This is a genomic window from Pedobacter sp. SG908 (assembly GCF_011759615.1).
GTDB classification, from domain to species: Bacteria; Bacteroidota; Bacteroidia; order Sphingobacteriales; family Sphingobacteriaceae; genus Pedobacter; species Pedobacter riviphilus.
Window position 1 is genome coordinate 2,268,771 of record NZ_JAAOYY010000001.1, and the last position, 24,794, is coordinate 2,293,564.

Annotated in this window: 22 protein-coding genes and 1 other RNA gene; 4 read left to right on the forward strand and 19 right to left on the reverse strand. The window is 36.9% G+C overall.

Annotated elements, in window-relative coordinates; genetic code table 11:
• Positions 1-32: 32 nt before the first annotated feature.
• From bioD to FHT21_RS09235, 4 genes are all read right to left on the reverse strand, one after another.
• Positions 33-641: a dethiobiotin synthase gene (bioD, locus tag FHT21_RS09220; RefSeq protein ID WP_167294389.1), complete on the reverse strand. Its 609-nt coding sequence runs from the start codon at positions 639-641 to the stop codon at positions 33-35.
• Complete coding sequence (locus FHT21_RS09225; RefSeq protein WP_167294390.1) at positions 642-1,763, reverse strand: pyridoxal phosphate-dependent aminotransferase family protein; 1,122 nt, start codon at positions 1,761-1,763, stop codon at positions 642-644.
• A gap of 74 nt (positions 1,764-1,837) precedes the next feature.
• Positions 1,838-2,290 (reverse strand): hypothetical protein, encoded by a 453-nt coding sequence (locus tag FHT21_RS09230; RefSeq protein ID WP_167294391.1) that lies wholly within the window; start codon positions 2,288-2,290, stop codon positions 1,838-1,840.
• A gap of 79 nt (positions 2,291-2,369) precedes the next feature.
• Entirely contained in the window at positions 2,370-3,146 is a 777-nt protein-coding gene (locus FHT21_RS09235; protein ID WP_086546492.1) for a LexA family transcriptional regulator, read from the reverse strand.
• Between the two features lie 133 nt (positions 3,147-3,279).
• On the opposite strand from FHT21_RS09235, the gene FHT21_RS09240 reads away from it, so the two are divergent.
• Entirely contained in the window at positions 3,280-3,630 is a 351-nt protein-coding gene (locus tag FHT21_RS09240; protein ID WP_167294392.1) for a GIY-YIG nuclease family protein, read from the forward strand.
• 191 nt (positions 3,631-3,821) lie between these two features.
• Here the strand turns inward: FHT21_RS09240 and FHT21_RS09245 are convergent, their stop codons facing one another.
• Both FHT21_RS09245 and FHT21_RS09250 read right to left on the reverse strand, forming a co-directional pair.
• On the reverse strand, positions 3,822-6,995 hold the full coding sequence (locus FHT21_RS09245) for a basic secretory protein-like protein (RefSeq protein ID WP_167294393.1): 3,174 nt from the start codon (positions 6,993-6,995) through the stop codon (positions 3,822-3,824).
• 173 nt (positions 6,996-7,168) lie between these two features.
• Positions 7,169-9,619 (reverse strand): transglycosylase domain-containing protein, encoded by a 2,451-nt coding sequence (locus FHT21_RS09250; protein ID WP_167294394.1) that lies wholly within the window; start codon positions 9,617-9,619, stop codon positions 7,169-7,171.
• Between the two features lie 143 nt (positions 9,620-9,762).
• On the opposite strand from FHT21_RS09250, the gene FHT21_RS09255 reads away from it, so the two are divergent.
• The gene (locus FHT21_RS09255; protein WP_167294395.1) at positions 9,763-10,641 is read left to right on the forward strand and encodes a polyphosphate kinase 2 family protein; all 879 of its coding nucleotides are present in this window, start codon (positions 9,763-9,765) and stop codon (positions 10,639-10,641) included.
• Here FHT21_RS09255 and rnpB read toward each other — a convergent pair.
• The 10 genes from rnpB to FHT21_RS09305 all read right to left on the reverse strand — a co-directional run bounded on the left by rnpB (position 10,642) and on the right by FHT21_RS09305 (position 18,564).
• Positions 10,642-11,040, reverse strand: an RNA gene (gene rnpB / locus FHT21_RS09260) — RNase P RNA component class A.
• 180 nt (positions 11,041-11,220) lie between these two features.
• Positions 11,221-11,643, reverse strand: coding sequence for a cytochrome c (locus FHT21_RS09265; protein ID WP_167294396.1), 423 nt, complete (start codon positions 11,641-11,643; stop codon positions 11,221-11,223).
• A 66-nt stretch (positions 11,644-11,709) separates the two neighbouring features.
• Positions 11,710-12,360, reverse strand: a complete 651-nt coding sequence (locus tag FHT21_RS09270) for an SCO family protein (RefSeq protein WP_167294397.1) — start codon at positions 12,358-12,360, stop codon at positions 11,710-11,712.
• Between the two features lie 151 nt (positions 12,361-12,511).
• Positions 12,512-12,772 (reverse strand): YHS domain-containing protein, encoded by a 261-nt coding sequence (locus FHT21_RS09275; protein WP_167294398.1) that lies wholly within the window; start codon positions 12,770-12,772, stop codon positions 12,512-12,514.
• Between the two features lie 87 nt (positions 12,773-12,859).
• The gene (locus tag FHT21_RS09280; protein WP_167294399.1) at positions 12,860-13,291 is read right to left on the reverse strand and encodes a hypothetical protein; all 432 of its coding nucleotides are present in this window, start codon (positions 13,289-13,291) and stop codon (positions 12,860-12,862) included.
• A 10-nt stretch (positions 13,292-13,301) separates the two neighbouring features.
• Positions 13,302-14,279: a transporter gene (locus FHT21_RS09285; protein ID WP_167294400.1), complete on the reverse strand. Its 978-nt coding sequence runs from the start codon at positions 14,277-14,279 to the stop codon at positions 13,302-13,304.
• Entirely contained in the window at positions 14,242-15,267 is a 1,026-nt protein-coding gene (locus tag FHT21_RS09290; protein WP_243853941.1) for a cytochrome c peroxidase, read from the reverse strand. The genes FHT21_RS09285 and FHT21_RS09290 overlap by 38 nt, the downstream gene beginning before the upstream one ends.
• A gap of 12 nt (positions 15,268-15,279) precedes the next feature.
• Positions 15,280-16,050: an MbnP family protein gene (locus FHT21_RS09295; protein WP_167294401.1), complete on the reverse strand. Its 771-nt coding sequence runs from the start codon at positions 16,048-16,050 to the stop codon at positions 15,280-15,282.
• A 138-nt stretch (positions 16,051-16,188) separates the two neighbouring features.
• Positions 16,189-16,473, reverse strand: coding sequence for a hypothetical protein (locus tag FHT21_RS09300; RefSeq protein WP_167294402.1), 285 nt, complete (start codon positions 16,471-16,473; stop codon positions 16,189-16,191).
• 354 nt (positions 16,474-16,827) lie between these two features.
• Positions 16,828-18,564, reverse strand: coding sequence for a phospho-sugar mutase (locus FHT21_RS09305; RefSeq protein WP_167294403.1), 1,737 nt, complete (start codon positions 18,562-18,564; stop codon positions 16,828-16,830).
• A gap of 262 nt (positions 18,565-18,826) precedes the next feature.
• Between FHT21_RS09305 and FHT21_RS09310 the strand changes: the two genes are divergently transcribed.
• Entirely contained in the window at positions 18,827-20,140 is a 1,314-nt protein-coding gene (locus FHT21_RS09310; protein ID WP_167294404.1) for an aspartate kinase, read from the forward strand.
• Here FHT21_RS09310 and FHT21_RS09315 read toward each other — a convergent pair.
• A complete protein-coding gene (locus FHT21_RS09315; RefSeq protein WP_167294405.1) occupies positions 20,129-20,293 on the reverse strand; it encodes a hypothetical protein in 165 nt (54 codons plus the stop codon). The two genes, FHT21_RS09310 and FHT21_RS09315, sit on opposite strands and share 12 nt — an antisense overlap.
• Before the next feature lie 165 nt (positions 20,294-20,458).
• Here FHT21_RS09315 and lysA point away from each other — a divergent pair, with 165 nt between their 5' ends.
• Positions 20,459-21,625: a diaminopimelate decarboxylase gene (gene lysA / locus FHT21_RS09320; RefSeq protein WP_167294406.1), complete on the forward strand. Its 1,167-nt coding sequence runs from the start codon at positions 20,459-20,461 to the stop codon at positions 21,623-21,625.
• 181 nt (positions 21,626-21,806) lie between these two features.
• On the opposite strand, the gene FHT21_RS09325 is transcribed toward lysA, so the two are convergent.
• Both FHT21_RS09325 and FHT21_RS09330 read right to left on the reverse strand, forming a co-directional pair.
• On the reverse strand, positions 21,807-22,502 hold the full coding sequence (locus tag FHT21_RS09325) for an ABC transporter ATP-binding protein (protein WP_167294407.1): 696 nt from the start codon (positions 22,500-22,502) through the stop codon (positions 21,807-21,809).
• Positions 22,503-22,514: 12 nt separating this feature from the next.
• Positions 22,515-24,770: a TonB-dependent receptor gene (locus FHT21_RS09330; RefSeq protein ID WP_167294408.1), complete on the reverse strand. Its 2,256-nt coding sequence runs from the start codon at positions 24,768-24,770 to the stop codon at positions 22,515-22,517.
• Positions 24,771-24,794: the final 24 nt, after the last annotated feature.

Here is a 24,794-nt window from a genome sequence, read left to right on the forward strand (position 1 = left end):
CAAATTTTTAAAAATTGACTTCTCTGAAGTGATTAAATGAAAAGATTCTGGCCAGCAGCCTTCACCTTTTCTTTATCAATATTTTTTAAGCTAGGTATACTACCTAGCTTTTTTATTTTGCTATATTGAAGAATAAACCTTTCCGTTTCTGCATTCTCATCGCCATTAAAAATGATTCCTTTAATAGGAATTTCGTACTGTTTAAGCAGGTTGACTGACAATAATGTGTGGTTAATGCTTCCTAAATAATTTTGTGAAACCAGTATTACTTCAACCTCCAGCTTTTTGATCAGATCGATAATCAGTTCTTTTTCGTTTAAGGGTACCATTAAACCGCCAGCCCCTTCAATAATTAAATTATTATTTGTTAAAGGCGTATTGATTTTGTTCAGATCAATCTCAATCCCATCTAATCTCGCCGATAAATGCGGCGAAAGGGGCTGCGTTAACCTATAGCTTTCTGGGTGGATAACCGTTTGTGTGTTGCTAATTAAACTATCTATTGTGATACTATCACTTGTATCTAAATCTCCCGATTGGATCGGTTTCCAGTAATCAGCCTTTAATTTTTCTGTTAAAATGGCACTGATCAATGTTTTTCCAATACCTGTTCCAATACCCGTAATAAAATATTTAGTCATTTAATGTAATTCTTTAAGATGATTAACCAACGAGATAATTTCCTCGTCGGTATTAAAGGCATGAAGGCAGATCCTGAGCCTTTCTTTGCCTAGCGCAACTGTTGGGCTTAATATTGCCCGTACATCAAAACCTTTGCTTTGCAAGTTAGCAGCGGCAAGTTTGGTTGCTTCGTTTGATGAAAACAAAATACCCTGAATGGTACTTTTGCTATCGAGTGCGTTAATGCTTTGTTCTTTTAACGTTTTTCTAAACAACGCAATTTTTTGGTGAACCAGCTGATGATCAATTTTATTTAAGTATTGATATGCCGATCTAACTGCAACAATATTATGAATGGGGGCAGCTGTGGTGTAAATGAACGATCTTGCAAAATTAATAAGGTAATGCCTTAAGTTTTTGCTTCCTAAAACAATGGCTCCGTGTACGCCTATGGCTTTTCCGAAAGTTACAATGCGTGCGAATACCCGATCAGTTAGGTTGAGTTGATTGATTAATCCTTGGCCATTTGTGCCAAAAATGCCTGTAGCATGGGCTTCATCTACAATCAGGTTGGCCTTGTAGCGCTCGCAGAGATTCGATACCGCTATTAATGGCGCAATATCTCCATCCATAGAATAAACACTTTCTACCACTACAAATATGTTTCCTTTTGCTAGTTTTAGTTTGGTTTCAAGATCATTAATATCGTTATGATTAAATTTATAACGTGTAGCATGGCTTAATCTACAGCCATCTATAATACTCGCGTGAATCAATTCGTCGGCGATAATCGTGTCGCCACGTTGCGGCACGCTAGATAGTAGCCCAACGTTGGCATCATAACCGGAGTTAAAGATTAATCCGCTTTCAGCCAGATGAAAATTGGCAATAAACTGTTCGGTTTCTTCAGTAAATTTGGTATTTCCGCTTAACAGTCGCGAACCACCAGCTCCATTCAGATAATTAGGCAGTGCTGCCAGGGCATCATCGATCATTTTTTTTAATTCGCCAGATCTGGCAAAACCTAAATAATCATTAGAGCAAAAATCAAAAGGAGGGATGTTCGTTGATAAATTTCTGATCGAAAGCTTATCTTTTCGTTCCTGAAGTCTATCACTAATAAACTGTTCAATTTTGCTCATCGCTCAAAAGTAAAAAAAGCGTCCCGAATAATCGGAACGCTTTCAAAAATATAATTAATTAATGTTTGTACTATTTATCCTTGTGCAGGAGGATTAGAGACTACAGGTGCTTTGTCTTTTTTACCTCTGCTACCTAATCCTTTTCTCATTTTCTCACCTTTTTCTTTAGCTTCGGCACGAAAGGCATCCATTTTAGTTTTTTGTTCAGCAGTTAAAATACCATCTATTTTAGCTTTTTGCTCATCAATAGCTGCTTTACGTTCTTTCATTTTGCCTTTCATATCACCTTGATCAGCAGATCTCCAAGCCTCCATTTTCTTTGCGTTTTCCAATTCAATGGCATAAATTTTGGTTTTTTGATCAGCGGTTAAGCTTAGCTGTTTCTCTAATCTTGCAGTTACCTTTTCTGCTCTTTGCTCTGCAGTCATTTTAGGCATTGCCCGTCTTACCCGCTTTGTAGTGTCTTGAGCAAATGCAGCGGTAAATCCCATTACTGCAATTGCTATTGTTAAAATTGCCTTTTTCATGTTATGTTTTTTTATGTGTTTGTTAAATCAATAGATACATAAAAACGCAAACGGTTTAATCGGCCCTTGTTAAAAATTGTTAATTTTTATTTAGCTGAGAGATTGATTTCTGCATTTGCGCCATCATCTGTGTCAGGGTTTCCATTGTTGGGTCTGGTGCAGGCTCAGGCAATGAAGTTGATATATAGGCTTTGGCTTTCCAGATTTCAAGGATATCATCGGCAGCAATGGTATAAGCATCGTATACTTTATTATCTGATATCAATTTCAAATCTTTATTCTCCCTGAAACGGTTACCTGCTCGTTTATATACTACGCCTTCATTTTTACTAATCACAATGTATGTTTCACCAGTTTTTACCTCATTCCAGTTATCAAGGTACTCACCAATAATTACACTGCCCGGTTGAACAGGCAACATACTATCGCCCATAATTTCAAAAGCCCTAAAGGTACCTTGTCTTAATGCAGCTAAGGGGAGTTGAAATTTAGGCAGGTCGCTAATATATTGAGGATCTGAAAAACCGTTCAAATAACCGGCACTCGCTTTAACCGGAACCAATTCGATGTTTTCGCGATCGTTCTGATCAACAGAAATACTCAGTACCCTGAGGTTAGATCCCTGGCTTTTTGGCTTAGGTTTCCAGCTGTCAGATATTTTCTCATTGATGAATTCATCGATGGTAAGATCAAAGTATTCGGCTATTTTTTTTAGCAAATCATATTTAGGTTCCGCCCGGTCTTCCTCGTAAGCCCCGATGAGCGATCTCTTGATTTCCATAATATCAGCGAAATTTTGCTGTGTATGGCCTTTTTTCTTCCTGAGGTACTTTAAATTATTTGAAATATTTGACATAAAAATAAATTTTAAAATAAATTTGGAATTACTAAAATAGTTAGTAATTTTATGCTCATAAAGTTAGTAATATTATTTTGAATTGCAAGAGGGTATACTAAATAGTTTAGTTTTAAGTTTTAAACATAAGATCATGAAAAAGTTTGTTTATATCGTTACCGACAGAAATCGTACAAGTATGCACGTGGGCATGAGCTCTGATTTAATGAAGACACTGGATTTCTATAAACAGATGCCAAACTTATTTTTTGATAATGGGCACCAGTTAACCCGCCTGGTTTATTTTGAAGAGTTTAAAACAGAAGCACAAGCTTTGGTTCGTTTTAAATCAATTAGCCGCTTTACGCGCATGCAGAAAGAGCGTTTGGTAAGATCTTGTAATCCAGATTGGATTGATTTAACTATAGGCCTTGATTTCGAAAATATTCTTTTGCGTAGAAATACCTCCAATCAGGTAAAACTATCATTTACAAGTTTATCTTAATCGATTTTTAAACCTTAATATTTTGCAGATCGAATTGGAAATAATAATTAATAAATATCTACCTATAAAAAATGCTTGAATGATAGGGATCATCAACACCCAATCATTCAAGCAATCATTATTATTTGTTATTTATTTAATTCATAAGAGATTTATTTATTCCGTCATTTAATTAATCTCTCATTCATTTTTTACCATCCTGGCGCAAATGTTAAACCGAATACTCCAGTTTTAACATCTTTTCTTTGGAAAGGGATGGCATAGTAAGGTTCTAATACAAAATAACCAAAAATATTTACTCTTACCGATACACCAACACTCATTGCCGGTACACGTTCTGTTGTAGCCTGATAAGTAACTGGTTTCCCCTTATCATCAAAAACTGGCTGTTTATTTGCATCTAAAACAGGTTCGGTAGTGTATGTTGGTTCACTTTTAAATTTTACTTTGGTATCATTTGTCCAGGCTATACCAGCATCAAAGAATAAATTTAGATCTGAGAATAAAAACTTAGAAGGTATTGCAGCCAATTTTTTAGGGCCTGTAAATGGTAAACGGACTTCAAAATTAAAAACAGCTATTTTACTCCCTGTTAATTGGTTAATATCAAAAGATTCTGATGATTGGGCCGAAGTACTTTTGTAAATTGAGTTTGATTCGTAACCTCTAATCAGATAAGGATAACCAAGATACATTGGGTAAAGCCTGTCAGCATCTTTACCAATTCTTAAGGTGTTATAACTTCTTACTGCAAAGGTTACGGGCTTAGCTCTCCAATATTTACGAAGATCTGCTGTTACACCGGCAAAATTATAAGTACCAAAATATTTTTCACCGCTCACACGGTATCTGAAACCATCAAGTGGACCAGTAAGACCAAAGATTGAGTTGTCGCCTATAAAACCAGCGTTTAATTGATACAAGGTAAAAGAATTAAAAGGAATGCCGTAATCCTGAGAAGCAACATCGTTAGAAATTCTGCTTTTGTCTGAACCTATGTAATTACCTACCGAATTGTAATAATTGCTATATCTATCAACTCTGTAACTATAGTGGGAAAATGAACCGCCTAACTCAAAACGGTGTATTTTACTAAATGGATAAGCCCCGAAAATCTGAAGCTGATCTTCGAAAGTTCTAATAATATCTGTTCTGTCTGCCAAGGCTTTAATACTTGTATTATCTCCTGTTGGGACATTTTCATATCCGTAAGACCTAAAACCAGATACATATGGAATGTGCGAAACGGCAGCGCCCCAATTTATTCTACTTTTCTGATTAATGTAACCCACTAATCCACCGGCATCATAAATTTCACCATTTACAGAAATATTTGCTATAATCTGATTAGTTCCTAATATGTCGCTGAACATCCCTACAATACCTCCTGAAACACCCGTTCCGAAGCGGCTGGTAGAAACACCAACACCACTATTGGCTAAATAATCTAACCTGAATTTTGGTCTGTAAGGTACCGTTTTCATCGAATCGGCTGTTGTTTTTTCGAAACGGTCAAAATTATTTAGGTTAGAATTGATGATGTTTACCCCAATATTTTCCATTGGAGGAAGGATAGCCGCATCAAAATTTTCTTCCTGGTTGCCTATTCGTTTCGCTTTAAAGCTACTTAGTTTAGCATTATACAGGGTATAACGCTGGTAACGATAATAGCTGTACACAATATCATCAGTTGTAGAGACAGAAATTGCAGGCGAAAACTCAGTAATCCCACTAATTCCAGTAAAATAATCGGTCAACTGATCAACAGTATTATCTACTAAATTGTATTTGTATAAATTTCTAAATCCATCTCTGTTCGAGAGGAAATAGATATTTTGACTATTTGAAGAGAATTGTGCATTTAGGTTATTCGCTCCGGGAAAAACATCTAAATTACTCACCGTTTTAGATGCAATATCGTAAATGGCAAGGTTTATCGGCAAAACTGCATTAACTACGTTGGCCTGGATTGCTGCTCTATCTGATGAAAACACCAGTTTTTTACCGTCAGGTGAGTAACTCGGTGCATAATCAGAATATACGTCGTTAGTAATTTGGGTAACTGTTTTAGTGTCTAAATTGTAAGAGAAGATATCACTCTGTCCTTCAACCATCCCCGAGAAAGCGATATCTTTTCCATTTGGCGCCCAGGTTAAATTACCAAACTGTTGAACCTGATCCATCGCTGTTTGAGAAACTGTAGTTCCGTTTGAAACATTGATAATCATCATCTGATTTTTACCCTGACTGAAGATACTAAAGGCAAATTGTTTACTATCTGGCGACCATGCACCGGCTGATTCTATAAAGTTGAAATCATCAATGTGACCATTAGAAATCTGACTGCTTAGCTTTCGGATAATTCTTCCAGTTTTAGCATCTGCGAGAAATAAATCTATACCAAAAAGGTCTTTTTCAGACATAAAGGCTAAGTATTTCCCATCTGGACTAAGGGCAGGGGCAACGTTCATATTGCCTGCGTTTTTATTGTCGATGATTTTTGTACCCGTAATTTTAATCTGCGAACTATCTGCTTTTAACATTGGTTTATAGTGCGCATCGATGGAATTTTTCCATAAACCCGATAATGTTTTATCATCATATCCGAAAGTATACCTAATGGCATTTTCGTAACCGTATTTTGCGGTATTCTTAAATAATGGAACAATGGTAGTATCGCCGTATTGGGAACCTATGTAAGTCCAAAATGCCTGACCATAACGGTAAGGGAAATATTTATTTGAGTTTGTTAAATCTTTAAGCGAGGGAATATCACGGTTTAACATCGCGTCGCGCATCCACATGGATGTAAATGCATCCTTTTTCCCTATTGAAAGATACTCGGCCATACCTTCAACCATCCACAATGGTGTTTGGCCAACGTTTTCTAAACTAATTGAATCTTTTTCGAGCAAAAGGTGATATTGAAAAGCATGGACAAGCTCGTGACCTAAAACGTGCCTTGTTTGACTATTCAGTTCCATAACAGGCATAATCACCCTGTTTTTTAGCGCCTCGGTAACCCCGCCGGTACCAATTCCAATTTCACCGTTAAGTACTGTTGTTTGCTGGAAATCGGGATGGTTATTGTATAGAATAATAGGGTTTTTCTTTAAAAAAGTATCTCTAAAAACTTCCTGATGCATTTTGTACCAGGTTTCGGCATCTTGCGAAAAACGTTTTAAAAGTTTTTCGTTTTTGATGTAGTAATAAATCTCAAAATGGGGTGTTTGCAAAACCTTAAAGTCGAGTTTTTTATACCTTACCTTGTTTTGTCCGAAGTATTGGGCCTGAACTGAAAAAGAAAGAATAAGCAGGAGCAATAAAGAAGAATATCGCTTTAATAAAGTAGAGCCTATTTTCATATGTGTGGTTTTAGTAATAAAGTTCAATAATTTACGAAAATGAATTGTAAGAGATCTGGAAAATAAAAATAGTAATTGTTTAAAACAGTATTAAAATTTTAACATTTTTTAAACGTTTTTCTACTAAAAAGCATAGATAGGTGATATATCAGGCTTATTTACTGCAATAAAAACTAGGGCTGATTATTCTCGTTCTTTTTCCTTTCTTTTTCTTCCTGGCGCTGTTTTCTTCTCAATTCTCTTTCTTCCTTTTTAGTTAAAGGAACAGTAGCTGCTGGGGGAGTTTGAACGGGTTCAGTTTTATTTTCTTCCTTTTTTACTTCTGGTTCAACAGTTACGGGAATAACTGTTTCTGGTGTTTCAGGTACAGTAAAATCTGTAGAATCTACCGCTAAACTATCCGTTGATGTGGTATCTCTAATAATCCGCGGGCTAGGGCAGTTGTAGGTTCTGGTAATATTAACAGTCGCTTTTGGAAACGGGCCATAAGTATAACCTGAACTTGGATCGAGGTATACCTTTTCCATAAACTTAGCGAAAATAGGTAGAGCTGTTCTTGAGCCTTCTCCCTGTTCACCGTTTTTAAAGTGTGCAGTTCTTTCATCACAACCTACCCAAACACCAGTGACCAGATCTTTAGTTAGCCCCATGTACCAGGCATCTACATAATCAGATGAAGTACCTGTTTTACCACCAATTTGATTGTTTTTTCTAAACAGATCTGGCCATTCCCATAATGCCTGTGATGTACCTTCTGGCTCTTCCATGCCACCACGGAACATATAAGTCATTAACCAGGCAATTTCTTCTGTTAAAACCCTTTTTGTTTTAGGTTTAAACTCATCAATTACATTGTTATCCTGATCGGTAATTTTCTCCACTAAAATAGGATCAGTTTTAATCCCCTTATTCATAAAGGTAGCGTAGGCTTTTACCATTTCGTAAACGGTAACATCGTTTGAGCCTAAACTTACTGATGGTACAGATTCTAAATGGCTGTCGATTCCACACTCGTGTGCATATTTTACAACATTATCCCAGCCCACCTTTTCGGTTACCTGGGCAGTAATGGTATTTACCGATTTTGCCATTGCCCACCTTAAACTCATTTCGCGGTATGAAACACTGTAATCGGCGTTTTTTGGCTCCCAGTATTTCGTTTGACCTTTATCCTGATAAGCAATTTTAACAGGTTTATCGGTAAATTTATCACAAGGGCTCATGCCTTGTTCTAAAGCTGTTAAATAAGCAAATGGTTTAAAAGTAGAACCTGCCTGACGTTTAGATTGATTAACGTGATCGTATTTGAAAAACTTATGGTCTATACCACCAACCCAAACCTTAATTTTACCACTTGCAGGTTCGATGGTCATCATTCCGGTATTCATGATTTTCCCATAATAACGGATCGAATCTAAAGTAGAAAAGGAAGTATCTCGATCGCCTTTATAAGTAAAAATCTGCATTCTTTTCTTTTTATTAAAATAAGCAGTAACAGAATCAGGATTGTTAGGGAATTTCTTTTGCAAAAGCGTATAAATTGGTAATTTTTTCATCGCTCTATCTGGATAATCAACCTTTTGCTTTTCAGAATCATACCAGGGATCTTCGTTACCCCACACACTATAAAACCTGCGCTGCAAGATCCTCATCTGATCAGCAACTGCATCCTCAGCATATTTTTGAAGTTTAGAATCGATAGTCGTGTAAATTTTTAATCCATCTTCATAAAGGTCGTAACCATTATCAGTGCACCATTTCTCTAAATATTTTGCTACAGCAGCCCTTAAATAAGAGTCGCCATCGCTACCATCCTGCATTTTACCTTCTTTTAGTTTAATAGGCTCCTTTGATAATTCAGTTAAACTATCTTTGCTCAGGTACTTGTACTTGTTCATCTGTGCAAGCACTATATTTCTTCTTTCTAAAGCTTTTGCCGGGTTTTTGGTTGGATTATATAACGTTGTACCCTTTAGCATACCCACAAGCATGGCTGCATCTGTTGTGGACAAATCTTTAGCTTCCTTATCAAAGTAAATCCGGCTGGCTGTTTTTATGCCATAGGTATTGTTACCGAAAGAAACGGTATTCAGGTACATGGTGATAATATCATTCTTAGAATAGTTGGATTCTAACTTTACAGCAGTCATCCATTCCTTTAATTTTACAATTAAAGTTCTTACCAAAGGTATTTTGATCAGCAATCCCTGCGATTTATTATAACGCGTACGATAAAGGTTTTTTGCCAATTGTTGCGTAATGGTACTTGCACCTCCATCTTTTCCTAAACCAACAACTGCACGGCCAACCGCTTGCACATCAATACCCCAGTGTTTGTAGAAACGAACATCCTCGGTAGCAACCAAAGCTTGCACTACACTTGGCGCAATTTCATTATAATTTACAGGCGTTCTGTTTTCTTTAAAGTACCTGCCAATCAGTTTTCCATCGGCAGTGTAGAGCTCTGAACCCACACGAAGGGTAGGTGCTTTGATATCTCGAACACTTGGTGAATAGCCAAATAGCCACAAAAAGTTTAGTTGAAGGGCAGAAAAGAAAATTATTATAAAAAATAAAACTATTATCGAATAACGTAAGTACTTGTTTTTTATCTCTTTAAACATACTGAATAGAATGATCTTTAGGTAAAAGCTGTGGCGTTAAATATAAAAAACTCTATATGCAAATTAACGTATTTAATTTACTTATTTTTTAGTTCTATATTTAAATTATTGATGCATCGATTTATCTAAAACAATACATGATTATGAAAAACGAATTTAAAGGATTAATTGTACAGGGCGATAAGAAATTTTCTTTAAAAAACCATAAAACAGATTTTACCGGCGGTTATAACAAAGAAAAAGCTAAAGATGCATTGGTGAATTCGAAAATAGAGCTAGACCATTTACAGGAGAAATTATATGCATCTGGAAAGCATTCTGTTCTGATTATTTTTCAGGCGATGGATGCTGCTGGGAAAGATAGTGCAATTGAGCATGTAATGAGTGGACTAAACCCACAGGGATGCCAGGTATATAGTTTTAAAGTACCTACACCTGAAGAATATGAGCATGATTTTTTGTGGAGACATTATAAAGCTTTGCCGGAACGAGGTAGAATAGGCATTCATAACCGTTCGCATTATGAAAACGTTTTGGTTTGTAAAGTGCATCCCGAATATATTTTAAGTGAAAATATCCCAGGTTTTAATGATATTAAAAAGATCAATAAAAGCTTTTGGCAACAGCGTTATAAGAGTATCAAAAATTTTGAAGAGCATCTAACGGCTAATGGAACTGTAATTTTAAAGTTCTTTTTAAATGTGAGCAAGGATGAACAAAAACAACGTTTTTTAGAACGTATTGATGATCCTACTAAAAACTGGAAATTCTCGTCTGGCGATATTAAAGAAAGGGCCTTGTGGGATAAGTATATGGAAGCCTATCAGGATGCAATTAACGAAACAAGTACAGCAGAATCGCCTTGGTACATCATACCAGCTGATAAAAAATGGTTTGCACGGTTGGCAGTAAGCGAAATTATTCAAGATAAATTAAAAAGCCTTGATCTGAAGTTTCCTGTTTTGGGTGAAGAAGAAGTGGCCAAACTCGACGAAACAAAAAATATTTTATTAAGTGAATAAAAAAAATGCAGGTCTATAAGCCGGGTTCTGTTTCCTGATTGCTCAGGATTTCTATCATTTATCCACTATAAACGTTGCCGTTTATCTCTAACGACCTACCCACTAACATCGGACGGGCAGCCCTTTATCCCGACGTAAAGTCGGGACGTTAGCCTATTTGGTCTTTCAACTCTCGGGGTTTACAAACCATTACAGTCGCCTGTAATGCTCGTGCGCTCTTACCGCACGTTTTCACCCTTATCCCGGTTAAAGCCGAGACGGTATATTTTCTGTTGCACTAATCCGTAATTCAGGTCTTCATTCCTGAACCCCTTTCCGTTAGAAAGCGAGATGCCCTGTGTTGCCCGGACTTTCCTCTCTTCCGATTTTACCCGAAACAGCGATAGAACAACCTGCATTTTGTGCAAAGATGGTTTTTTTTAAGCATAAAGGTACAAAGAATAGGAAGATTTATCTCTTGATATCGCCATGCTGAATTTATTTCAGCATCTGTATTAATATTTAAGACCCTGAAATAAATTCAGGGTGACGTACTCAGTAAAAGAAAAATAGCCGAAATAGAAAATAATTAGAACCAGCCTATTTACAATTCTGTAAATCTTTTGAAACCTGCGAGTAAGGTACAAATCCCTGCTTGTTGCCAAACGAATTGGTGATATAAACCACCACCTGTGCTACATCAATATCAGCTAGCTCGGGGAAAGCAGGCATTTTTTCCTTATATTCTTTACCATGAATGATCAAAGCTTCGTTCGCTCCATTTTTGATAAAACAGGCCAAACGTGTTTTGTTTGCTTTTAAGAAAACAGAATCAGTTAGGGGAGGTGTAAGTTGGCCCAATCCCTCACCATTTTCGCCATGGCAGTTCTGGCATTTGGCTTTATAGATATCTTTTCCATTCGACATATAATTTTGCAGATCAATTGTTTCTTGGTTTTGGCAGGAAACAATGATGGCAACCAGGGAAAGAAAAAATATAATATTGATAATGTACTTGCGCATGGGTGTTTTGTAAAGGAAACCGTCATCTCGCTGTACTTCAGTTAAAATGACGGTTAAATTATAGCTCTATTTATTGTACTCTGCTAATAAAACCGGAATATCTTTTATTAATTGTTCTACTTGATCTTCCTTAGTACCATCGTAAGCCCCACGGATATGCCTGTCTTTGTCTATTAAAACCAAATAACCTTGATGAATATAGCCATCTTTTGCTGTACTATCTTCACCAACAGCAACTAAATAGTTTTTCTCTGCCAAGGTATAAACGCTATCCTTGCTACCATAAAGAAATAGCCATTTCGGTCCATCTACACCAAGTTTTTGCGCATATTTTTTTAAAACACTTGGTTTATCATATTTAAAATCGATTGTGTGTGATACAAACATCACATCGGGGTTGAGTTTAAATTCGCTGAAAACCTTCGCAAGATTTCGGTGCATGGTAGGACAGATAGTTGTACATGAAGTAAAAAAGAAATCGGCTACATAAATTTTGCCATCAGTTGCTTTGTTTGTTGTTACCACACTATCCTGGTTCAGGAAAGACCAATTTGGAATAGTTTGGTAAACAGTATCAATTTTCTCTATGCCTGCCGCGTCTCTAACAGTTTCGGCATGACGCTCGCCATAAAATGGAAGTGTTCTTTCTTGTTTGCAAGCGCTAAATATAGAAACAGCTAGCAGGGATGTAGCTAAATAAGCAATGATTTTATTCATGATGTTATTTTAAAAATGTAAATATACAATGTAATTTAGTCTAGAACGTTAATTGTTTGGAAAAGTCTGAGGGTGAGAGTCCGGAGACAGTGGCCAGGATGTTCAAACAATTTGATTCCGTAGTTTTTAACTTCGATCTTTAGCCCCCGACTTATTTTTTGACATACTTTGCAGGTTCAGCCACAAATTTTTGCTTACAGCTTTCTGAACAAAAATTATAAGTAACGTTATTGTACACGGCATTTTTTGAAGCACCAGCCTTCACCTTCATTTTGCAAACGGGATCTACCAATACTTTCTTTACCGAATCGATGAGTTTGTTTTTTTGCTTGTCGATTATCGGATTTGCATTTGATTTTAGCGTTATTGTGATCAATCCAAGTAGGATTACCAGAAGAATTAATTTTTTCATGTTTGATTATTAAAAGTCAGAAATCCGAATACTGATGTTTTTGATATTTCGCTTGCCAAACTTCGGACCTCCGACCTGTAGACTAATTTATTTAACTTGATATATGGCTATCAACGAATCAGATTCTCTGGTAACCTTAATGTAGCTATCCTCAACAGCCCTGATTTTGATCATTTCAGTTTTGTAATACTCCAGATCTTCTTGTTCTGTTTTCCCTTTAAAATCATCTTTAAAGAAATGCATCCAATCCATCATTTTTTCATCAGCAGCATTTAACCGTGTAATTAAGTCACTAATTTTTTGCTTTTGTTTAGTCGAATCTGGAGAAAGTTTAATCTGATCTGAAACCAGGAGCGTGTCTAACTTCATTTTATTCTTGATTACTTTTTCGCCATCAATCATCAGTTTATCATGGATATTGAGCACTTCTTGACGGACTGCTTTAGCATCAGGTTCTGTTTTGCAGGAAATAAACAAAACCGTTATAAAACATAGCATTGCAATATTTAATCTGTTCATATGCTGTAATTTAAAAATTATAAGTAATTCCAACGTAAGCCTTTCCTGCACTCATCGGGTGATCGGTTTCGGCTTCCCAGATATTCTTTTGTACTCCAGCGTTTAAAGCAATATTTTTATAAAAAACATCTATACCTACGCCCCCCATTAGGTTATTCATTACATGTTCTCCGGTTTTTTGACCTTTATACTTTTCTCCACCAGAATATTCATAAAAAAACTGGGCAGAAGGCATCAGCTGAACATCTTTACCAATTCTTTGGGTATAAAAAATATTCAGGAAACTGGTGGTGCTGTTGGCAATACCTTCATCGCGGCTGTTGGTCCCGTTAACCTTGTAAGAAGTGTTCAGGCTAGCACCAAATTTACCCAAACCCACCATATAGTTGAGGTATACAAAGCCATCGGTACTTCCGGTTCCAGCCTGCATGAGTGAGGAATAACGGATACCTGCTGTATTTTTGAAGTCATTTTTACCTGTTGGTAATTTTATCCCTGCTCCGGCAATTAACTGTTGTTTGAAATTATCTTCCAGTTTCTGAACCAGGTGATAGCCCGCATATAGATTAACATCACCAACACTTGAGATAGAAGAGGTATATCCGTTGTAGCGCTCACTATTAGAAACATAAGGTAAAATAGCATTGATTTCGAGTTTGCTATTGATGAAATATTTTCCCCTTATTTCTAAGGAGCGGTAAAGTTCATAGTCATCAGGATTACCATTGTGATTAGTTATCGGCGAATCCTGACTTCGTGCCGGGATAAAGAAACTTCCTCCATTCGGAAATAAAGAATGCGATTGTCCTTCGTAACCATTAAATGAGCGATAGCGATACAAAAGGCTAATACTATTTCGGTTATAGTATGGAGTAATCCCCATAAAACAGCCACATATATCACAAGCGATAACCTGGCTGCTCATGAGAACGAAAACTAAAATCAATAATTTACGACTCGCTGTATAGTGTATTTTTGATAAATTCATTGTCTGTTAATGTTTTTAAAAAAGCTTTAATCTGTTCCTTTTCTGTTATATTTAATGGGATACCTGTTTTCAATTGCACATCAAGATTTGTGGAGGCTTTTATGCCAGAACTGTAATGTTCTAAAACTTCATCTAGACTGTAAAAACGCCCATCGTGCATGTATGGACTGGTATATTCGATGTTGCGTAAGGTAGGTACACGGAATTTTCCAAAGTCTGCAGCTACTCCTGTAATGTGCGAACGGCCCTCATCTGCACTTAGCAGATCCAGGCCATTACTTCGGTAAGAAAAATCTGTAAAAAATGGCTCTGCATGGCAAGAGGTGCATTTTTCTTTGAACAGGTTATAGCCAGCCAGCTCTGTAGAGGTAAAAGAAATGCCACCCTCTTTGCGCATCACCTTATCATATTTCGAATTGCCTGAAACTAATACTGCTGTAAATTGAGCAATCGACTTTAAAATCAGCTGTGAGTTGATTTCTGTTGAACCGAAAGCCTGTTTAAACAAATCAGGATATGGCGCCGTATTTTTCAGGAAGGCAACAATGGTTTGTATATCGGTACCCATTTCGCAGGCATCGGTAATGGCATTTAATGGTGATGTTTCGATATTTTTTACACCACCATCCCAGAAGAAAGCTTTTTGCCAGGCCAGATTGAAAAGGGGTGGGGTGTTCCGCTTTCCCTGGCAGTTGTTTACGCCATGGCTTACTTTATGATCAAGCTGTGTAAAGGCAGCAAATTGCTGGTGGCAACTTCCACAAGAAACACTTTTATCTGCCGATAATCTGGCTTCGTAAAATATTTTTTTGCCTAGTGCAAAACCAGCATTACTTAATTTATTGTCTTCGAAATTGTATACCGGAGCAGGAAAGTTGGAAGGAACTGAAAAGGTAATTTTCTTTTCTTCCGGAGTTACTTCTTCTTCACTCTTGCTACAGGCATACATCAACGCAATGCTTAAAAAAAGCATTGCGAAGACTGTCATTTTCCTTAACATTTAGTTGTGAATATGATCTAACCGGAATAAACCATTTGCATAGTTGTTGGCAACAATTACAGAATTGGCACCACCCATGGTGAGATATAAGGTAGAGAAACTAATATCAGTTTTACCTGTGAATAATGCGGCCGCATTTACTTTGAAATGCATATTTGGCTTACCATCTGTTCTTACACGAAGTGGATTTGCAGCATTAATTTCTGTAGCAAATGTTCTGATTGTATTATTTGGATCGGTAACGCCACCGATATGGAAAGTAAGTGCATTTCCTGTTGCTGGCGATTGTGGCGAAGTTCCTTCTAGTTTAACAAATATGTAACCACTGTTCCATGTCCAGAACATGCCGTTGATTGGATCTAAAGCACCGGTTTGCGCACCAGCAAAATTACGGGCATAATCTACGCCGATTGTATATTCAATTTTGGTATAATCACCCGTTGGCACATCTTTTAGCGTAATGTTGGTAGATTCTTCTTTAGATGCATCGATTAAAAAATAACTCTCTGGAATTAAATAAGTTGTTCCATCTGCCTTGCTTAATTTAATATTGCTTACATAGTATTTAAATACGTTGATTTTGAAATCTTCGCCTTTAGCATTTTTGTAAGTGGTGGTATTTAGAACCAGCGGACTTCCATTTACCTGGTTTTCGAATTCAATTGAGAAAGAAGATTTAGTATCTGCTGTAACTTCATCGGCGCCTTTTTTGCAAGAAGATAATAGTATAATAGGGCATAACAATGCCAAAAAGTATTGTGATAATTTCATTTTAAGAAAATTGGATAAATAAATTTTAAAGAATTCTAATAGGAGTCGTCATGCTGAATTCAATTCGGCATCTTATAACTAAAAATGTGATAGACCCTGAAATAAATCCAAGGTGACGATCCAGAAAAAGGAATTTACTTAAACCGTTTTCGGTGGATGAAAAATAGAGATGGAAAGATCTTTAACCGGTTTTTCGATGTAAAGATTTTCTGAAGTAATAATAAAATAAGGAAGATGGTGATTTACTGCTATTGTCTGAAACCTTGGTTCAGCCTCTGCAACTCTTTTCAGATTTTCCTGAGCCTGTTTATTTTTACCTTCAAGCTCTTTTAACTTCTTGGCAAGGAAACACTGTCCATCACAATGCAATTCGGGATGTTCTTTATTGATACAAAATACGCTGGTAATGTATTCTTTGTTCATTTTATAACCAGAATAAATCACGAGCTGCATGAAACCGTTGCTAACGGTGCATGTAATGATTAGATATATTAAGATTTTTTTGAACATGGGTATTGCGCTGCAAAAGTATTAAAGAAATTGATTGCGGCAAAGAAAAAATAAGAAAGACGCAGTACTTTTTGATACTAACAACTTATTTTGAAATTGCTATGCCTAAAACGGCTTACAAATTGCATATTTCAATCCAGTTACGTCATGTTAGTTGCTGCGCTTCAGTAGAGATGATGACACTAATAAATACTGAATAAACAAAAAACACAGATGAATGATCTTCATCTGTGTTTTTCCTTTTTATCTATGGTTAAAGCTTTCTGATCAGGCCTGTAAATCAGCCATTACCGCTTTGATTTTATCATCAAGCTGTGCATTAACAGATTCGAAATCTTTTCTATCGGCTAAAGGTGCATTTACACTACAATAGAATTTGATTTTTGGCTCTGTGCCGCTTGGGCGTGCAGAAACAATACTGCCATCTTCTGTAATAAACTGTAAAACATCAGAAGTCGGATAGTCCAGTTTACTTACTTTTCCGGTTGCTAAATCTGTTTCCTGGCTCAATTCATAATCTTTCAATACCGAAACTTTCGAACCGCCTAATGTTGCAGGCGGATTTTCTCTAAACTTAACCATCATGGCTTTAATTTCTTCAGCTCCTGATTTACCTTTTTTGGTTAACGAAACTAAATCTTCTTTGTAAAGGCCATATTCTACATACATATCTAACAATGCATTGTATAAACTTGCACCCTTATCCTTATAATAGGCAGTCATTTCAGAAATAAAAGCTGCAGAAACCACCGCATCTTTATCGCGTACCAAATCGCCAATCAGATAACCGTAGCTCTCTTCGCCGCCACCAATAAAGTATTTTTTACCTTCCAGTTCAGTCATTAACTGACCGATGTATTTAAATCCTGTTAAGGTATTATAATAGGTAACATCTTTTTTCTTTGCGATTTCTTCGATCAGATTAGAAGTTACAATCGTTTTAACAATAAACTGATTACCATCTAATTTACCACGCTCTTCCCAGGCAGATAAAAGATAATTGATTAATAAACTTCCGGTCTGGTTACCATTAAGTAATACCCATTCGTCATTATTATCTTTTACGGCAATTCCTACGCGGTCGGCATCAGGATCTGTTGCTAAAACTAAATCGGCATCAATTTCCTTTGCCTTGTTCATGGCCAGGGTTAACGCATCTTTTTCTTCTGGATTTGGATATACTACTGTTGGGAAATTTCCATCCGGTGTGCTTTGCTCTTCAACTAGAGTTACATTAGTAAAACCAAATTGGGCTAAAGCTTTAGGCACCAAAGTAATTCCTGTTCCGTGGATAGGAGAATATACGATTTTTAGATCATGTTGTCTTTTAATAGCATCCGGAGAAATCGAAAGTGCCGTAATACCATCTAAATAAAGTTTATCTACATCTTCACCGATCAGTTCGATATTCTCATCTACACGGTCGAATTTCACTTCATCAATACTTTTGATCTTATTTACTTCATCAATTACCAATTTATCATCAGGAGAAGTAAACTGGCCACCATCAGCACCGTAAGCTTTATAACCGTTATATTCTTTAGGGTTATGCGAGGCGGTTAACATTACACCACTTTTGCAACCAAAATGACGTACAGCAAAAGAAAGCTCAGGTGTTGGTCTTAATGAAGAGAAGAAATATACGTGTATGCCATTTGCGGAGAAAACGTCAGCTGTAATTTTCGCAAAATAATCAGAGTTATTGCGACTATCGTGTGCAATGGCAACTTTAATTTTTTCATTCGGGTATTTATTGTTTAAATAGTTGGCTAATCCCTGTGTGGCCGTTCCTATCGTGTATTTATTTATACGGTTAGAACCCGCACCCATAATGCCGCGTAAACCGCCTGTTCCAAACTCTAAACTTCTATAAAATGCATCTGTTAATTCTGTAGTTGCGTCTTTGTCTACAAGGGCCTGAATTTCTGCCTTGGTATTTTCATCATAATTCCCACTTAACCACTGATTGATTGTGTCTTGTGTTGATTGGTCAATTGCCTGCATTGAGATTTTTTTTTAATTTAATATCTGGTGTTGAACAAATTTTAATGAATGATGTTTGGTTGAAACGTATTTATTTCAACTCATCCAAATTTTATTTTGTTGAGGGTGTTGCTTTTAAGCTGCTTTTGTTTAATTTCACGCCCCGATACAATAATAAAGAAAATCCAGTATTAATGTGAGGCGATTGTAACTTTTTTAAAATAGTTGCAGAAACAACTAGGTTACCGTTGCTTGATCATGGATAAAAACAATTTATAAACAGATGAAAATATTAAAATTTGGGGGTACTTCTGTAGGTAGTCCCGAGCGCATGACGAAGTTGTTGGATATCATTAATCCAAATGAAGAGCAGATTGTAGTTTTATCAGCAGTGTCTGGTACTACAAATAGTTTAGTAGAAATTGCAAATTATTTTTTAGCTGGAGATAAGAAGAAGGGAAGCGAGTGTGTAGAAAACCTATATCAAAAATATAAAGCTTTTGTTATTGAATTATTACCTGTTGCCGAATTTCAGGAGCAGGGAAATGAAGTAATTGATTATCACTTTGGTTTCCTGGCAGGTTTAGCGAATGATATTTTTACTTCAATCGAAGAGAAAGTAGTATTGGCGCAAGGTGAGTTATTATCTACCACACTATACCATATTTATTTAAAATCAATCGGTGTATCATCGGTGTTGCTTCCGGCTTTAGATTTTATGAAAACGGATGAAGATAACGAACCAGATATTCCTTTTACCACAAAACATTTAACGCCGCTTTTGGAGCAGCATAAAGACAATAAATTATTTATTACACAAGGTTATATTTGCCGTAACAGTTTTGGCGAAGTAGATAACTTGCGTCGTGGAGGAAGCGATTATACAGCATCTTTATTGGGTGCTGCAATTTTGGCTGAAGAAGTTCAGATCTGGACGGATATAGATGGAATGCACAACAACGATCCACGTATTGTAAAAGGAACCAAGCCGATTGCTCAGTTATCTTTTGATGAAGCAGCTGAGTTGGCATATTTTGGTGCAAAGATTTTACACCCTCAATCTGTTTTCCCTGCACAGAAATACAAAATTCCTGTTCGTTTATTAAATACGATGGAGCCCTCTGCAGCGGGTACTTTAATTACCCATAATAGTGAAAAAGGTAAAATTAAATCAATAGCTGCTAAAGATGGCATTACGGCAATCCGTATCCAATCGAGCCGTATGTTGTTAGCCTATGGTTTCTTACGTAGGGTTTTCGAGGTTTTTGAGCGTTACAAAACGCCAATTGATATGATTACCACTTCGGAGGTGGCTGTATCGCTAACAATAGATGAAACAGCACACTTGCCACAAATCATTGAGGAACTGGAGAGTTTCGGAACAGTAGAAGTAGATACTGATCACAGTATTGTGTGCGTAGTAGGCGACTTCGGTTCGGAAAAACATGGTTTCGCCAGCAGGGTTTTAGAAGGTTTAAAACACATTCCCATCCGCATGATTTCTTACGGAGGTAGTAATTATAACGTTTCGCTTTTAATCCTAAGCGAGCATAAAACGGAGGCTTTAAGAAGCTTGCACAATAGATTATTCGAATAGGAGAAAAAAGGCGCCGATGATGACCAGCAACCCGATAAGGAAGTGAATAGCCAGGAAGCTTGATGGTAATAATCCGTTTTTATATTTTTTGTAGGAGTTATACAATCCTGCAGAAAGAATGAGGACGATAAATATGGCGGCTGCTATCTTCATTTTTTGATAAATAATAAGAACAATACAATGAGGAGTAATACGATAAAAAATCGAATTTTTCCATTGTATTGTTTCTGGGTAATTCTTCCATGCTTTAAATCCAGGTAGTTACCCAAATAAATTAGCCCAAAGAATAAAATTAAAATTATAATAAGGAATTTGAACATGTTCGCCGATAAAGATATATCAAAGTTTAACAATATTGAAACGCCTTTTTACTACTATGATACCGATCTGTTGCAAAAAACCTTGCACACCTGTGCAGATGCCGCAGCTCCATATCAATTTCATATCCACTATGCACTAAAAGCGAATTTCAATACTGTACTGTTAAACCAGATCAGAGAAATTGGTTTTGGTGCAGATTGCGTGAGTGCCGGTGAGGTAAGAAGAGCAGTTGAAATTGGCTTTGATCACAAAAAAATTGTATTTGCCGGAGTTGGTAAATCTGATAAAGAAATTAATGAGGCATTAGATCTGGATATTTTCTGTTTTAACGTAGAATCTATCCAGGAATTAGCGGTATTAAATGAACTTGCTGGTAAAAAAGGTAAAACCGCTCAGGTGGCTATCCGTATCAATCCGAATGTTGATGCGCATACCCACCACAACATTACCACTGGTTTAGACGAAAATAAATTCGGGATCAATTCATGGGATTTACCAGAATGTGCCGAAACTTTAAAAGCTTCACCAAATCTTAAATTTATCGGCATTCATTTTCATATCGGTTCGCAGATTACCAATTTGGATGTTTATAAAAACCTTTGCGTTCGTGTAAACGAATTTGCTGCATGGTTTGAAGATAAAGGCTTTAAACTTAAGGTATTGAATGTAGGCGGTGGTTTAGGTATCGATTATTACAATCCTGATCATCAAATTCCTGATTTTGGATCTTACTTTAAAATTTTCAATGAATTCTTAACCGTTAAACCTGGTCAGGAAGTACATTTTGAATTGGGTAGGGCTTTGGTCGGTCAATCAGCATCGCTAATTACAAGAGTCCTGTATGTAAAAAACGGTAAGAAGAAAAATTTTGTGGTACTGGATGCAGGGATGACCGAATTGATGCGTCCGGCATTGTATCAAGCGTATCACAAGATCGAGAATCTTAGTAAGCAGTTTCCAGTTGACAGTTCACAGATTGTTAAATACGATATTGTAGGGCCGATCTGTGAGAGTACAGATTGTTTTGGCAAAGAGGTTGAGCAACCAGAATCTTTCAGGGGCGATATTTTCGCAATCCGTAGTGCTGGTGCTTATGGAGAAGTGATGGCTTCTAAATATAACTTAAGAGATGCAATAAGATCGGTTTATAATTATGAGATATAGTTTTTTCAGTTTTTGTTATCCTAAATGCAATGAAGGATCTTTAACCAAAAAATACCTGCTAATCTAATTAATGGAGCCTTTTTTCGTCATTCCGGAATATGAAACTGGTAAATCAACACCCTGAATTAAATTCAGGATGACGACCAGAACGATATCCTGGAATGACGATTTTTTCTTTCAATCAAATCGTCTCCAAATACAGTTTCTGAAGATCAACTGCCGAAATATCCTTGGCATCCAAAGTATACACCAGCGTTCCCTGTCGCATAATTCCAATCCTGCTCCCTACATTTACCGCGTTAAAAAGGTCATGTGTGGCCATAAAAACACTCCGGCCATCCTGCGAAAGCTGTCTTACAATTTCACTAAACTCATTGGTAGCTTTAGGATCGAGACCACTTGTTGGTTCGTCCATCAAAATAACTTTGGCATTTTTAGCTACTGCAATGGCTATACCTACCTTTTGCCGCATGCCCTTACTGTAATTGCCTAGCCTTTTATGAAAAGCATCCGGCTGAAGACCGGCTTGAAGCAAAAATGCTTCAAGCTCATTTATTTTATAAGTATAACCAGCAATGCGGCTAAAAAAATCAAGATTTTCAATGCTACTCAGGTGACCATAAAGCATTACCACTTCGGGAATGTAGGCTAAAAACTGTTTGGTTTGCTCATTGTTGGGGCTAACCAATATATCGTTTATCCTGGCTTCGCCACTACTGGCTGCTGTAAAGCCAAGAAAAAGATTAATGGTAGTGGTTTTACCCGCACCGTTCTGTCCAAGCAAACAAAATACTTCTCCAGCCTCCACTTTTAAATTCAGGTTATTTAAGGCAACGTGGTCCTGGTATTTTTTGGTTAATCCAATGGCTTCTAACATATAAAGAAAAAATTAAAATTTTACACCCAAAGAAAGCCTGATGGTAAAAGGCTCGCCTTCTATAAAGAAATAATTATTGCCCGGATAAGGGAAATCAGTAGTAATATCGCCCGAAGCCATATAACGTTTGTTGGTTAAATTATCGGCAATAAGTCTGAACATATATTTAGGATTGCTAAAACTCAATCCTGCATCAAATTTGGTGTAATTGGGTAAGTAGGTATCGCGCTGACTAATAGCCGAAAGTTTGGTAATGGTGGTTTGGCCTGCGCTGATTGAAATTTTGTTATAACCTTTTAAAGGAATACTATATTGCAACCAGGTATTAAACACCTGTTGAGGAACATCGGGCATTTTTTGTCCTACAATTGAAGGATCGTCGGCTGTTGGATTTAGGTTATTATCTTTGGTAATTTTGGCATCTACATAAGTATAATTGGTAATCAGCGACAGGCAATCGGTAATATTTCCGATTACATCAACTTCAAAACCATTGCTCACTACTTCGCCCAATTGAAGATAATAGGCTATTGCCCCTGCAGAGGCGGCGTAATTCCTGAAATCTCTTGCCGCTACATTTCTTTTTACTGTATGAAAACCATTTACTGTCGTCAACAAACGACCATTAAACCAGTTCTTTTTGAGGCCAATTTCAAGGTTGGTGCCTAATTCGGGTTCAATAGGTTTTGATGCTGTAACAGTTTTTTGTCCGGCCTGCGGACCATCGATGGTTTCGGTAACTACCTGACCTGTCTTAGGCACAAAGGATTGGTCAAATAGAAAATAAACGGAAGATGTAGAGTCAGGCATAAAACTTAATGCTGCACGGGGTGAAAATGCATGTTGTTTATAGTAGTCGGGCACACGCGGACCTTTGGTTGTGGTTAAAATATTGCGGTTGCGGTAATCCGTATAACGTGCACCAACAGTCAGTAAAAATTTATCCAATGTGATATTATCATAAATATAAGCTGCAGAATAGTGAATGTGATTTTCCTGCCTGATTGATCTTTTGGTAATACTCACCATATTCGGATCTACATAAAAATTAGGGCTATTCCTATCAAATGGAGTAGAAACGGTACCGTAGTAGGTAGATAAAGAGTCGTTTCCCTTGGTATAATCGCTTCCGATCAGTAAATTATGCTTAAATACACCGGTTTTAAATTTCCCAGATAAAAACAGATTGGTATTATAGGTTTCGCCCAACAGGTTCGAGTTGCTGGCAATGCGGTTGGTTTTACCCTGGTCGTTAAAACTGATCGATGTTCTGTTATTTGCCGATACCATATACCATTGGTTGGCTGGCGATTTGACAAAATTTGACTGGGAGGTAAGCTGCCAGTTTTCATTGAATTTATGAACGGCGCTAAATCTGAAAGTATGTGTTTCTGAAACACTCAAAGGTAATCCTTTACCTGCACTGAAATTTAGGCTGACCGGATCCTGTAATACATCTTTATCCTGACGTAATTTGTTAATTGATGAACCGTTTTTAACCTCTCCGCGGATGTAATTGTATTCGGCAATCAGGTAAGTGCGGGGGCTTAAATTGTATTGTAGCACAGGTGCAATTACATATTTGGCGGTTTTCATGTAATTCAGGTACGAATCTTGATGCTGAAACGCCGTATTAAAACGGTAGGAAAAGCCTTTGCTTTTTAAAGCACTTCCAATATCTGCAGTGGCGCGCAAAAGATTATAATTACCACCTGTAAGCTGTACATTAAGTAGTTTTTCCTTTGGTGATTTGGTCACAATATTTAAAGTCCCTCCAGGTTCGCCTAAAGCACTTATAAAACCTGCCGGACCTTTAATAAACTCAAGATTTTCGATTAATGATTCATCATCCAGTGTTGCCCCCAGAACCAGGCGGTTTGGCATACCGTTAATTGTGGTAGCGGCATTAAATCCCCTTACTTTTATTGATGCCGAGTTATCAAAAGGCGAACTGTTATAACCAAAATAAATACCACTGGCATTTCTGGCCATATCTTTTAACTGCAATGCACCCTGTTGCTGTATCAGGGATGAAGAAATACTGATGATATTCTGTGGCATCTGCAACAGGGGAACCTGCATCCTTAAGGTGTTGGAGAGGGTATCTTTTTTGAGTTTAACAGCTTTCTGACCATCAATACGGACTTCATTAAGCTGACGTGTTTTGATGACAGAATCCTGCGTTGATCTATTCCGTTTTTCATGCTGTGCAAAAACCTGTTGTACCGAAATAAATAAGAATAAAATCAGGTAAAGTGTTTTCTTCATTTTTTTGTGTGATTGGGATATATT